At 70.6% G+C, this 12,991-nt stretch carries 12 protein-coding genes; 11 read left to right on the plus strand and 1 reads right to left on the minus strand.

Annotated features, from left to right (window positions below; genetic code table 11):
• Positions 1-62: 62 nt before the first annotated feature.
• The 11 genes from ACFYY2_RS32490 to pstB all read left to right on the plus strand — a co-directional run bounded on the left by ACFYY2_RS32490 (position 63) and on the right by pstB (position 11,844).
• Positions 63-470 carry a GntR family transcriptional regulator gene (locus ACFYY2_RS32490; RefSeq protein WP_388749706.1) on the plus strand — a complete coding sequence of 136 codons (408 nt, stop codon included), beginning with the start codon at positions 63-65 and terminating at the stop codon, positions 468-470.
• Complete coding sequence (locus tag ACFYY2_RS32495; protein ID WP_388749708.1) at positions 470-1,363, plus strand: ABC transporter ATP-binding protein; 894 nt, start codon at positions 470-472, stop codon at positions 1,361-1,363. The genes ACFYY2_RS32490 and ACFYY2_RS32495 overlap by 1 nt, the downstream gene beginning before the upstream one ends.
• Complete coding sequence (locus ACFYY2_RS32500; RefSeq protein ID WP_388749710.1) at positions 1,360-2,352, plus strand: hypothetical protein; 993 nt, start codon at positions 1,360-1,362, stop codon at positions 2,350-2,352. Before ACFYY2_RS32495 ends, ACFYY2_RS32500 begins: the two co-directional genes overlap by 4 nt.
• Positions 2,353-2,620: 268 nt before the next feature.
• On the plus strand, positions 2,621-4,867 hold the full coding sequence (locus ACFYY2_RS32505; RefSeq protein ID WP_388749712.1) for an RNA degradosome polyphosphate kinase: 2,247 nt from the start codon (positions 2,621-2,623) through the stop codon (positions 4,865-4,867).
• The gene (locus tag ACFYY2_RS32510; RefSeq protein WP_388749714.1) at positions 4,854-5,846 is read left to right on the plus strand and encodes a CHAD domain-containing protein; all 993 of its coding nucleotides are present in this window, start codon (positions 4,854-4,856) and stop codon (positions 5,844-5,846) included. The genes ACFYY2_RS32505 and ACFYY2_RS32510 overlap by 14 nt, the downstream gene beginning before the upstream one ends.
• Positions 5,843-6,253 (plus strand): NUDIX hydrolase, encoded by a 411-nt coding sequence (locus tag ACFYY2_RS32515; RefSeq protein WP_388749715.1) that lies wholly within the window; start codon positions 5,843-5,845, stop codon positions 6,251-6,253. The genes ACFYY2_RS32510 and ACFYY2_RS32515 overlap by 4 nt, the downstream gene beginning before the upstream one ends.
• A 157-nt stretch (positions 6,254-6,410) precedes the next feature.
• Positions 6,411-7,193, plus strand: coding sequence for a type I methionyl aminopeptidase (gene map / locus ACFYY2_RS32520; RefSeq protein ID WP_388749717.1), 783 nt, complete (start codon positions 6,411-6,413; stop codon positions 7,191-7,193).
• Between the two features lie 472 nt (positions 7,194-7,665).
• On the plus strand, positions 7,666-8,802 hold the full coding sequence (pstS, locus tag ACFYY2_RS32525; RefSeq protein ID WP_388749719.1) for a phosphate ABC transporter substrate-binding protein PstS: 1,137 nt from the start codon (positions 7,666-7,668) through the stop codon (positions 8,800-8,802).
• 161 nt (positions 8,803-8,963) lie between these two features.
• A complete protein-coding gene (gene pstC, locus ACFYY2_RS32530) occupies positions 8,964-9,956 on the plus strand; it encodes a phosphate ABC transporter permease subunit PstC (RefSeq protein ID WP_388749721.1) in 993 nt (330 codons plus the stop codon).
• Complete coding sequence (gene pstA, locus ACFYY2_RS32535) at positions 9,953-11,041, plus strand: phosphate ABC transporter permease PstA (protein ID WP_388749723.1); 1,089 nt, start codon at positions 9,953-9,955, stop codon at positions 11,039-11,041. Before pstC ends, pstA begins: the two co-directional genes overlap by 4 nt.
• Before the next feature lie 26 nt (positions 11,042-11,067).
• On the plus strand, positions 11,068-11,844 hold the full coding sequence (gene pstB, locus ACFYY2_RS32540) for a phosphate ABC transporter ATP-binding protein PstB (protein WP_388749725.1): 777 nt from the start codon (positions 11,068-11,070) through the stop codon (positions 11,842-11,844).
• 146 nt (positions 11,845-11,990) lie between these two features.
• Here the strand turns inward: pstB and ACFYY2_RS32545 are convergent, their stop codons facing one another.
• The gene (locus ACFYY2_RS32545) at positions 11,991-12,989 is read right to left on the minus strand and encodes an anion permease (protein ID WP_388749727.1); all 999 of its coding nucleotides are present in this window, start codon (positions 12,987-12,989) and stop codon (positions 11,991-11,993) included.
• Between the last annotated feature and the right edge of the window lie 2 nt (positions 12,990-12,991).

A 12,991-nucleotide genomic window follows, 5' to 3' on the forward strand; every position in this document is an offset into this window, starting at 1 on the left:
CTTGACGCCGCCCCTTTCTTGCACCACCCTTTCACTATTACCTTAGTGAAAGGGTGGTGAACATGGCAGAACCCGCAGCGGTCGAGTTCCGGATCGACCGGCGCAGCGGCGTCGCCACCTATCTCCAGATCGTGCAGCAGACCAAGCAGGCGCTCCGCCTGGGTGTGCTGGAGCCGGGCGACCGGCTGCCCACGGCCCGCGAGGTCGTGGAGGCCACGGCCATCAATCCCAACACCGTGCTCAAGGCCTACCGCGAACTGGAGCGCGAAGGCCTCGTCGAGGGCCGCCGCGGCCTCGGCACCTTCGTCCGCCGCACCCTCGGCAGCGCGGCGACGACCAACGACCCGCCGCTGCGCGCGGAACTCGCGGAGTGGACCCGCAGGGCCCGCGCCGCGGGACTGGAGAAGGACGACGTGAGCGCACTCTTCACCGACGTACTCGACAGCACGTTCAAGGGGGACCAGCACTGATGACAGGCGCAGCGATCGAGGCGAACGCCCTCGGCATGGCTTACGGGAGACGGGGGCGACGGGCGCTGAGCGACTGCTCGTTCCGGCTCCCCGCCGGACGGATATGCGCCCTCGTCGGCCCCAACGGCGCAGGCAAGTCCACCCTGCTGTCCCTCACGGCCGGCCTGCTGCGGCCCACCCGGGGATCGGTGCGGGTGCTCGGTTCGACCCCCGCCGAGGCGCGTCCGCGTATCGCGTACGTGGCCCAGGAGAAGCCGCTGTTCCCGCAGCTCACCGTGGCCGACACCCTGTGGGCGGGTGCCGAGCTCAACCCCGCCACCTGGGACCCGGCGACCGCCGGCCGGGTCGCCGACCCGCTCCCCCAGGACGCGAAGGTCCGCACGCTGTCGGGCGGCCAGCGCACCCGGCTCGCCCTGGCCCTCGCCCTCGGCAAGAGGCCCGAACTCCTGCTGCTGGACGAGCCGATGGCCGACCTCGACCCCCTCGCCCGGCACCAGCTGATGGGCGTCCTGATGGCAGAGGCTGCCGAACACGGCACCACCATCGTGATGTCGTCGCACATCCTCACCGAGCTGGAGGGCGCCTGCGACTACCTCCTGCTCGTCGAGGGCGGCCGGGTCCGCCTCGGCGGCGAGAGCGAGGACATCGTGGCCGCGCACGCCGTGCTCACCGGCCAGGTCGGCGACCTCGCCCCGCACACGGTCGTCGAGTCGCGCACGACGGGTCGTCAGCTCACCGCACTCGTACGCAAGGAGGGCCCGGTGGACACCACGGCCTGGGACGTCACGGAACCGTCCCTGGAGGAACTGCTGCTGGCCCACCTCCGCTCTCCGGAGGCCCCGGCCCTGCTCACCCCGAGCGCCGAGAACACCGAGGCGGTGGCCGCGATATGAGCACCACCCTCACCCGTCCCCGCCCCTCGCTGCTCGGCCCCGCCCGGGTCGCCGTGCGCCAACACCGGTGGACGCTGCGGATCGCGGGCGGGCTCGCCCTCCTCACACTTCTCGGCCTGATCGCCCTGTCCCTGCGGTCGTCCCACGTCACCGAGGTCTTCGCGGCGAGCGGCTGCCGAACCGACGGCGCCGACGGGAACCGGGAATGCATGCAGGTGGCACGGAACTACGTGGTCACCATGTTCACGTACCGGAGAGGCTTCGACAACGTCGCGCTGGTCCTGATGGCTCTGCCCGTGCTCCTCAGCGGATTCGTCGGCGGACCCCTCATCGCCCGGGAACTGGAGAGCGGCACCTACAAGCTGTCCTGGACCCAGTCGGTGACACCCGCGCGCTGGCTCGCCGCCAAGCTCGTCGTGCCCGCCACGCTCGTCCTGGCCGGGGCCGCGATCCTGGCCGCAGTTCTCCACTGGGCGCGGTCCGGGCAGGATCTGCCCTATCCGGTCGAGTGGTACGCGATGTACGTGTTCACCACCACGGGCACTGTCCTCGCCGGCCACATCCTGTTCGGGCTCTGCGCCGGAGCCCTCATCGGCATCCTGGTCCGCCGCACGCTCCTCGCGCTTGTCCTGTCCGTCCTCGTCGCCGGCGCCGTGGGCGTGGCCTTCGCCGATCTCCGCGGCCGCCTGTGGCCCCCGAGCACGGTGACCGGCACGAACCTGGACATACACGAGAACATCTGGTGGGTGGAGACGGGCCACCTGACCGGCGACGGCGAGCGCCTGTCGCAGGAAACGTGCGCCCAGAGCGTTTCCGAGACGGACACGGCCCGGTGCTTCGCCGACCACGACATCACCGGCCACTACCTCGACTACCACCCCGCCTCCCACTTCTGGCCGCTCCAGCTCGTCGAGACCGGCATCCTGCTGGCCCTCGCCGCCCTGGCCCTCGCCCTCGCCTTCCGCGTCCTGCGCCGCCGGACCGCCTGAGCGCGCCCCCCTGCCCGGGCCCCGCGGGAGCCCGGGCAGGGGGGTCACTCCCCGTGACCGGCTACGGCACCGCAGCCACACCGCTTCCTGTACGTCATGTCGCCGTTACCGGCCATTCAGAAGGACTTGCGACCCTCACGGGATGCAGCCAGCTGTGCCCACCCCCCGCAACGGGAAAGACCCCGCGACACGGACCGGCCCCCTTTCTTCCGCGATCTTTATCGCCTCCGACGCGCCTGAGGGGCCGAACGCGCGGAAGAATAGGTCCATGAGCCAGCAGCCCAGCTCCGAGGTCCCCGTCCAGCCCGCCCAGCCGTCCGTGGGCTCCCTCGCCGCGCACCGGCCCCACGCCGTCGCCGGCGGGGTGCCCACAGGTCTGTCCACAGCCGCCGACCTCGATCCCGACCTGGACAACGACGCGGACGCCTACGAGCCCGAGGCGGACGGCGACGAGCTGCCGCAGGGCCGGTTCCTGGACCGGGAACGCAGTTGGCTCGCGTTCAACGAACGCGTTCTGGAGCTGGCCGAGGACCCCGCCACCCCGCTACTCGAACGGGCTAATTTCCTCGCGATCTTCGCGTCGAACCTGGACGAGTTCTTCATGGTCCGGGTGGCCGGGCTCAAGCGCCGTATCGCCACCGGCGTCGCGACCCGGTCCGCGTCCGGGCTGCAGCCCCGCGAGGTGCTCGACCTGATCTGGACCCGCTCGCGCGAGCTCATGGCGCGGCACGCCGCCTGCTACCAGCAGGACGTCGCGCCCGCACTCTCCGACGAGGGCATCCAGCTGGTCCGCTGGCCCGACCTGACCGAGAAGGAACAGGCCCGCCTGTTCACCTTCTTCCGGCAGCGGGTCTTCCCCGTGCTGACCCCGCTGGCCGTCGACCCGGCGCACCCCTTCCCGTACATCTCCGGGCTCTCGCTCAACCTCGCCGTCGTCGTGCGCAACCCCGTCAGCGGGCACCGCCACTTCGCCCGGGTGAAGGTGCCGCCGCTGCTCACACGCTTCCTGGAGGCGTCCCCGCAGCGTTACGTCCCGATAGAGGACATCATCGCGGCCCACCTCGAAGAGCTCTTCCCGGGCATGGAGGTCCTGGCCCACCACATGTTCCGGGTCACCAGGAACGAGGACCTGGAGGTCGAGGAGGACGACGCCGAGAACCTCCTCCAGGCGCTGGAGAAGGAGCTCATGCGGCGCCGCTTCGGCCCGCCGGTCCGCCTGGAGGTCGAGGAGTCCATCGACCCGTACGTCCTGGACCTGCTGGTGCGCGAGCTGAAGATCTCCGAGACCGAGCTCTACCCGCTGCCCGGCCCGCTCGACCTCACCGGCCTCTTCGGGATCGCCTCGCTGGACCGGCCCGAGCTGAAGTACCCCAAGTTCGTCGCCGGCACCCACCGCGACCTGGCCGAGGTCGAGTCGGCCTCCGCGCCGGACATCTTCGCCGCCCTGCGCGAACGCGACGTCCTGCTGCACCACCCGTACGACTCCTTCTCCACCTCCGTCCAGGCCTTCCTGGAACAGGCGGCGGGCGACCCGGACGTCCTCGCCATCAAGCAGACGCTCTACCGGACCTCGGGCGACTCGCCGATAGTCGACGCCCTCATCGACGCCGCCGAGTCCGGGAAGCAGGTCCTCGTCCTCGTCGAGATCAAGGCCCGCTTCGACGAACAGGCCAACATCAAGTGGGCCCGCAAGCTGGAGGAGGCCGGCTGCCACGTCGTCTACGGCCTCGTCGGGCTCAAGACCCACTGCAAACTCTCCCTGGTGGTCCGTCAGGAGGGGGACACGCTGCGCCGCTACTCCCACGTCGGCACCGGCAACTACCACCCCAAGACGGCCCGGCTGTACGAGGACCTCGGGCTGCTCACGGCCGACCCGCAGGTCGGCGCCGACCTCTCCGACCTCTTCAACCGGCTCTCGGGCTACTCCCGCCGCGAGACCTACCGGCGCCTGCTGGTGGCGCCGAAGTCCCTGCGTGACGGGCTGATCGCCCGGATCAACAAGGAGATCACCCACCACCGGGCGGGACGGCCGGCCTACGTACGCATCAAGGTCAACTCGATGGTCGACGAAGCGGTCATCGACGCCTGCTACCGGGCCGGGCAGGCCGGCGTACCGGTCGACATCTGGGTGCGCGGCATCTGCGCGATCCGTCCCGGCGTCAGCGGTCTCTCCGAGAACATCAGGGTCCGCTCGATACTGGGCCGCTTCCTCGAACACTCCCGGCTCTTCGCCTTCGGCAACGGCGGGGAACCCGAAGTCTGGTTCGGCAGCGCCGACATGATGCACCGCAACCTCGACCGCAGGATCGAGGCCCTGGTACGCGTCACCGACCCCGCGCATCGCGCCGCGCTCAGCCGGCTCCTGGAAACAGGCATGTCCGACACCACGTCCTCCTGGCACCTGGGCCCCGACGGCAACTGGACCAGGCACTCCACGGACGCGGACGGCCAGCCCCTGCGGCACGTACAAGAGATGCTCATCGATGCCCGGAGGCGTAGGCGTGCGACGCCCTGACCACCCGACGACGACCCTCTCCGCCGGAGCGGTCCTCGCACCGTACCTGCGCGAACAGGCAGCCGGATTCCTCCGGGGCCTGCGCCTGCACCGCGAGCACAGCGCCCCGGCGGACGCGGGCACGCACGGCGCCGACGAAGCGGGCCGTGCGCTGCGCCACGCCGCCCGCCGCATGAGCGCCACCCTGCACACCTTCCGGGAGGCACTGGAGCCCGCCTGGGCCGACCACCTCAGGGCCGAACTGGCCTGGCTCTCCGGCACCCTGGCCCGCGAACACGCCTACGCGACCCGGCTCGGGCGGCTGCTGGACGCCCTGCACCAGCTCTCCGGCACCTCACTGCCGGCCGCCAGGACCGCGGGAGACCCGGACTCCGCGGAGACCGCCACGGAGCGGGCGGCACTCGGCATCGGCGCCGCGCGGGCGGGCGCGCTCCTGGAACGCCGGCTGACGCTCGCCAGGACCCGCGCCCACTCGGCGGCACTCCAGGCCATCGGCTCCTCCCGCTTCCACGCGGTCGCCGACGGCGTCGCACTGCTCGCCTCGGAGGTCCCCCTGTCGCCGGCGGCCGCCGAACCGGCCGCCGGGGTGCTGCACGACCCGGCCGCACTGGCCGAGGAGCGGATGCTGGCCGCGGTCGCCGCCCTGCCGCCCGACGAGGCGGTGGAGCCGTACAACGAGGCCCACGACGCCCTGTGGCACCAGGCCCGCCTGCTGCTCCGGCTGCACCGGTACGCGCACGAGGTGCTGCAGGGCACCCCCGATCCGGCACTGACCCGGCCGGGGCACGCCCTCGAACTGCACCGGGACGCGGCCGAGGCGGCGGCCGCCGCGGCGGAGGCGGCCCGCACCCCGAGGATCGCCCCGGCGACCGCGTACGCCCTGGGTGTGCTGCACGCCGACCAGCGGCACGAGGTGGCGGCCGCACGCGCGGTGTTCCGCGAGGCCTGGCCCCGTGCGGCGGCCGTGACCGCGCGGTGAGCGGCCTCGTGCTCGCGGCGGGCTGCGTGCTGTGGCGCCGCTCGCCGGAGGGCCGCACCGAGATCTGCCTGGTGCACCGGCCGCGCTACGACGACTGGTCGTTCCCCAAGGGCAAGCTGAAGCGCGGCGAGACGGCGCTGGAGGGTGCCCTGCGGGAGGTACTGGAGGAGACGGGCCACCACTGCGCCCCGGGCGCCGTCCTGCCCACGGCCCTCTACACGGCGAACGGACGTCCCAAGGAGGTCAGCTACTGGGCGGCGGAGGCGGCGGACGGCACCTTCGTACCGAACGACGAGGTGGACCGGCTGGCATGGCTTCCTCCCGAGTCCGCCCGCGCCCTCCTGACCCGGCCCGGCGACCGGGTGCAGCTGGACGCGTTCGTGGGGAAGCTCCGGCCCGGCGCCTGACGGCGGGAACGCGGCTTCCGGCCCCACGCCCGGAGGCACACCGTCGCACCGATCGCGCGAGGGAGCTCGTCCACGGCATCTTCGCGCCCGGACCCCAATTCTCATACCGGTATAGTATGGCCGGTATAGTTATTGGACCGCGCCGCGAAGGACCCCCATGATCGAGATCCTCAACCCCACCCTGCTGGCCAGGGCCGAAGACACGGGCGCCCTGGTCGCCGACATCCTCCAGACACTGAAGAGCCGCAGCACGGTCGGCACGAACCTCCTGGACATCGACCGCTGGACCAAGGCCATGATCGACGAGGCCGGGGCGCAGTCCTGCTACGTCGACTACGCGCCCTCCTTCGGCCGCGGCCCGTTCGGCCACCACATCTGCACGGCGGTCAACGACGCCGTCCTCCACGGGCGACCGCACGACTACGCGCTCCTCGACGGCGACCTGCTGACGCTCGACCTGGCCGTCTCCCTCCGCGGGATCGCGGCGGACGCCGCCATCAGCTTCGTCGTGGGCGGCGCACGCGACCCGGAGAGCGTCGCGATGATCAGCGCGACGGAACGCGCACTGGCCGCGGGCATCGCCGCCGCAGGACCCGGGGCCCGCATCGGCGACATCTCCCACGCGATCGGCACGGTCCTCGGCGAGGCCGGGTACCCGGTCAACACCCAGTTCGGAGGGCACGGCATCGGCTCGACGATGCACCAGGACCCGCACGTCCCCAACACCGGCCGGGCGGGCCGCGGATACACGCTCCGCCCCGGACTGCTGCTGGCACTGGAGCCGTGGGTCATGGCCGACACGGCCGAACTCGTCACCGACCCCGACGGATGGACGCTCCGGAGCGCGACGGGCTGCCGCACGGCGCACACCGAGCACACGATCGCGATCACCGACGACGGAGCCGAGATCCTCACCCTGCCGCGGCACGCGCGCGCCTGAGCCGGGAGCCCTCCTCCGGCACCGCCCGCCGTCCGCCGCACGCACCGCGGACCATCACCGACGGCCGCCTCCCGGACCCCGGGCCCCCTCACCCCGGGGCAATGGGGCGGCCCGGCCCCAAGCGCCTTCTTCCCCACCGGCCCCAGGTGCCTTTTCCCCACCGGCCCCGGGGCCCCCTTCCCCGCCGGCGCCGGCGGCGCGCGACGCGGCTCGATCCGTGCGGCCTCCGCGGAACCGGCCACCACCCCGGCAGCGCCCACGCCGTGACACCTCCGGCCGTCGACGCCACGCCGCGGAACCAGCCCGCCCCGCACGGTTCACCTGTCGTTCACTCTGCCCCGTAGGGCGCTTCACCTGTTCTGCCTAATTTCGGACGTACACGGTGCACGGCACCAAGCCGACGCACCATTCCTCATCGCACGCCGCCTCGCATCACACAGCCGCGGCGGCTCCTGGAAGGAACACCCCGAAAGTGAAGCTTCAGCGCAAGAACCGGCTTCGTGCCACCGCGCTCGGTGCCCTCGCCGTCTCCAGCGCCCTGGTCCTCACGGCGTGCGGTTCGGACGACAACACCAGCACCGACACGACCGGAGGCAAGAAGACCACCGCCGCCGCGTCGGACATCAAGTGCGACGGCGCCCAGGGCCAGCTGCGCGCCTCCGGGTCCAGCGCCCAGAAGAACGCGATGGACCTCTGGGTCAAGAACTACATGGCCGCCTGCTCCGGCGCCGAGGTCAACTACAACGCCTCCTCCTCCGGTGAGGGCATCGTCGCGTTCAACCAGGGCACCGTCGGCTTCGCCGGCTCCGACTCGGCGCTGAAGCCCGAAGAGGTCGCCGAGTCGAAGAAGATCTGCAAGACCGGCCAGGGCATCAACCTCCCGATGGTCGGCGGCCCGATCGCCATCGGCTTCCACCTGGAGGGTGTCGACAGCCTCGCGCTGGACGCCCCCACGCTCGCCAAGATCTTCGACACGAAGATCAAGAAGTGGAACGACCCGGCGATCGCCAAGCTCAACTCCGGCGTCAAGCTCCCGGACACGGCCATCCAGCCCTTCCACCGCTCCGAGGACTCCGGCACCACGCAGAACCTCGGCAAGTACCTGAACGCCGCGGCCCCGAGCGACTGGAAGTACGAGGCCGAGAAGAAGTGGCCCGCCCCCGGTGGCCAGGCCGCGTCCGGCTCCGCGGGTGTCGCCGCCCAGGTCAAGCAGGTCAACGGCTCCATCGGTTACTTCGAGCTGTCCTACGCCTCCTCGCAGCAGATCTCCACCGTCGACATCAACACCGGTGGCGCCGCCCCGGTGAAGGCCACCTCGGAGAACGCCTCCAAGGCCATCGCCGCCGCCAAGATCAAGGGCACCGGCAAGGACCTGGCGCTCGACCTCGACTACACCACCAAGGCCGAGGGTGCCTACCCGATCGTCCTGGTGACCTACGAGGTCGTCTGCGACACCGGCAACAAGGCCGACACCCTCGGCTCGGTCAAGTCCTTCCTGACCTACACCTCCTCCGAGGAGGGCCAGAAGGTCCTGGTCGACGCCGGCTACGCCCCGATCCCCGAGGCGATCAACGCCAAGGTCCGCGAGACGGTCGCCGCCCTCTCGTAACCCGCTCCACGCACGACGCGTACGCGCACGTACGCACGCACGACACGTACACACAGGCGAGAGCCGGTCCGGCGCACCCCTCCGGACCGGCCCCCGCCGCCCCCATCCGGTGCACCGCCGCCAGGGGAGCACAGCGCTCCCCCACACAGACCGGAAAGACCATGGCTTCCACGACACCGCTCGACAACCCACCGGCTCCGCCGGCCACGCGCGGCCGCCCCAAGTCCACCGGGCGAGCCGGCGACAAGATCTTCCTGGGCCTCTCGCGGGGCTCGGGCATCCTGCTGCTCGTGATCATGGCGTCGATCGCCCTGTTCCTCAGCTACCGCGCCGTCATCGCCATCTCGAAGGACGAGGGGAACTTCCTCACCACCTTCGACTGGAACCCCGCCGGTGACCCGCCGGTCTTCGGCATCGCGGTCCTCCTCTTCGGCACGGTCGTCAGCTCGATCATCGCGATGGTCATCGCGGTTCCGATCGCTGTCGGCATCGCCCTGTTCATCTCGCACTACGCGCCGCGCAAGCTGGCCGCCCCGATCGCCTACGTGATCGACCTGCTCGCCGCGGTGCCCAGCATCGTCTACGGCATCTGGGGCGCTCTCGTCCTCGTGCCGTACATGGAGGGCCTGAACCTCTGGCTCGACCGGTTCTTCGGCTGGACCTACCTCTTCGAGAAGACCGAGGTGGGCGTCGCCCGCTCGCTCTTCACCGTCGGCGTCCTGCTCGCGATCATGATCCTGCCGATCGTGACCAGCGTCAGCCGCGAGGTCTTCCTCCAGGTCCCGAAGATGAACGAGGAAGCGGCACTGGCCCTCGGGGCCACCCGCTGGGAGGTCATCCGCCTCTCGGTCCTGCCCTTCGGCCGCTCCGGGATCATCTCCGCGTCGATGCTGGGCCTGGGCCGGGCGCTCGGCGAGACGATGGCCGTCGCCACGGTCCTCTCCCCGAGCTTCCTCATCTCGCTGCACGTGCTCAATCCCGGCGGCGGGACCTTCGCGCAGAACATCGCCGCCAAATTCGGCGAGGCCAACGAGTTCGGGCGCGACGCCCTGATCGCCTCGGGCCTCGTCCTCTTCGTCCTCACCCTGCTGGTCAACGGCGCGGCCCGGCTCATCATCGCCCGCCGCAAGGAGTACTCGGGGGCCAACGCATGAGCCACGCCACCACCACCGACGTCCAGGACAACCGTCCCCGGACCTCGCCGGACCGCCCGAAGACCGGCCTCAGCAGCCGCAGTCTCCCGCGCTGGGCCCCGCTCGGCTTCGCCGCCGTCTCGGTGGCGCTCGGCATCGGCGTGAGCGTCGCCGCCGGCTGGCAGAGCCGCGTCCAGTGGGGCCTGATCTCCGCGCTGCTCTTCCTCACCATCTCGTACGTCGCCACGACCGTGGTCGAGAACCAGCGCCAGGCCAAGGACCGCCTCGCCACCAGCGTCGTCTGGGTGTGCTTCCTCGTCGCGGTCGTCCCGCTCGCCTCGCTGCTCTGGACCACCGTCAGCCGCGGCTCCAAGCGCCTGGACCCGTACTTCCTCACCCACTCCATGGCCGGGGTCCTCGGCTCGGAGGACAGCGGCGGTGTCTACCACGCGCTGATCGGCACCCTGGAGCAGGTCGGCATCGCCACGGTGATCTCCGCCCCGCTCGGACTGCTGACCGCGGTCTACCTGGTCGAGTACGGCAAGGGCGGGCTGGCCAAGGCCGTCACGTTCTTCGTCGACGTGATGACCGGTATCCCCTCCATCGTCGCCGGCCTCTTCATCCTGTCGATCATGCTGATCGCCGACATCGAGCCGTCCGGCCTGATGGGCGCGCTCGCCCTGTCGATCCTGATGATCCCGGTCGTGGTCCGCTCCACGGAGGAGATGCTCAAGCTCGTCCCGAACGAGCTCCGCGAGGCGTCCCTCGCCCTGGGCATCCCCAAGTGGCGCACCATCCTGAAGGTGGTCCTGCCCACCGCGATCGGCGGCATCACGACGGGCGTCATGCTCGCCGTCGCCCGTATCGCGGGAGAGACGGCCCCGATCATCCTGCTGGTCTTCGGCAGCCAGCTGATCAACGCGAACCCCTTCGAAGGCGCCCAGTCCTCGCTCCCCTTCTACATCTACGAGCAGTACAAGGTCGGCGAGGCCGCGTCCTACGACCGCGCCTGGGCAGCGGCCCTGGTGCTGATCGCCTTCGTCATGATCCTCAATCTGGTGGCCCGCGGCATCGCCCGCTGGAAGGCCCCGAAGTCCGGCCGCTGAGGCCACGCAGAAAGCAGCTGATTCACATGGCCAAGCGCATCGACGTCGGCGGCCTCACCGCCTACTACGGATCCCACAAGGCCATCGAGGACATCTCGATGACCGTGGAACCCCGCTCCGTGACCGCCTTCATCGGCCCGTCCGGCTGCGGCAAGTCCACGTTCCTCCGCACCCTGAACCGCATGCACGAGGTCACCCCGGGTGGCCGCGTCGAGGGCAAGGTGCTGCTCGACGACGAGAACCTGTACGGCCCCGGCGTCGACCCCGTCGCCGTGCGCCGCACGGTCGGCATGGTCTTCCAGCGCCCGAACCCCTTCCCGACCATGTCGATCTTCGACAACGTCGCGGCGGGCCTGCGCCTCAACGGCTCGTACCGCAAGAGCCAGCTGTCGGACATCGTCGAGAAGTCCCTCAAGGGCGCCAACCTCTGGAACGAGGTCAAGGACCGTCTGAACAAGCCGGGCTCCGGCCTCTCCGGCGGTCAGCAGCAGCGCCTGTGCATCGCCCGCGCGATCGCAGTCGAGCCGGACGTGCTGCTCATGGACGAGCCGTGCTCGGCGCTCGACCCGATCTCGACCCTCGCCATCGAGGACCTGATCGGCGAGCTGAAGGAGCGCTTCACGATCGTCATCGTGACGCACAACATGCAGCAGGCGGCGCGGGTCTCCGACCGTACGGCGTTCTTCAACCTCTCGGCGGTGGGCAAGCCCGGCCGCCTCATCGAGATCGACGACACGGAGCGGATCTTCTCCAACCCGTCCGTCCAGGCCACCGAGGACTACATCTCCGGCCGCTTCGGATAACCACAGACGGCCTTGGGGTGCTGCATGGCGGTGCCACCACAAGGCGAAGGGTCCGCCCCCGCTCTCCGACGGAGAGCGGGGGCGGACCCTTTTCTTGTGCGTGTCCCGGGGTGCCGCGGGGTCTCACCCCTCGGCGGCCACTCCGGTCAGCCGAAGCAGAGGACGACGATCCCGTAGCTCGCCGCGGCGACCAGCGCGGCGGCCGGCATCGTGATGAACCAGCCCAGGATGATGTTCTTGGCCACGCCCCAGCGCACCGCGTTCACCCGCTTCGTCGCACCGACACCCATGATCGCCGAGGTGATCACGTGAGTCGTGGAGATGGGGGCGTGGAACAGGAAGGCGGAACCGAACATGATCGACGCACCGGTCGTCTCGGCCGCGAAGCCCTGCGGCGGGTCGAGCTCGATGATCTTGCGGCCGAGCGTGCGCATGATGCGCCAGCCGCCCGCGTACGTACCGAGGGAGAGCATCGCCGCACAGACGAACTTCACCCAGATCGGGATCGCTTCGTCCGGCCCCGCCTCACCGGCGATGACCAGGGCCAGCACGACGATGCCCATCGTCTTCTGCGCGTCCTGCAGTCCGTGCCCGAGCGCCATGCCGGCCGCCGAGACGGTCTGGGCTATGCGGAAGCCGCGCTTGGCCTTGTGCGGGTTGGCCTTCCGGAACATCCACAGGATGCCGACCATCACCAGGTAGCCGGCCACGAGGCCGATCACCGGGGAGACGAACATCGGGATGACGATCTTCTCGACCACGCCGGACCAGATCACATCGGTGCCCCCGGCGAGCGCCGCCCCGACCATGCCGCCGAACAGGGCGTGCGAGGACGAGGAGGGCAGACCGAAGTACCAGGTGACGAGGTTCCAGATGATCGCGCCGACCAGCGCGCAGAAGAGGATGCCCATCCCCTTCTGGCCATGGGGCGTCGCGATGATGCCTTCACTGACGGTCTTGGCGACCCCCTGGCCCAGGAAGGCGCCGGCGAGGTTCATCACGGCCGCCATCGCCAGAGCCGCACGCGGGGTCAGTGCCCGGGTGGAGACCGAGGTGGCGATGGCGTTCGCCGAGTCGTGGAAGCCGTTCGTATACGTGAAGCCGAGCGCGACCCCGATGGTCACGACCAGCGCAAAGGTGTCCACGA

This window comes from Streptomyces sp. NPDC001822, from assembly GCF_042892135.1.
Taxonomy (GTDB): domain Bacteria; phylum Actinomycetota; class Actinomycetes; order Streptomycetales; family Streptomycetaceae; genus Streptomyces.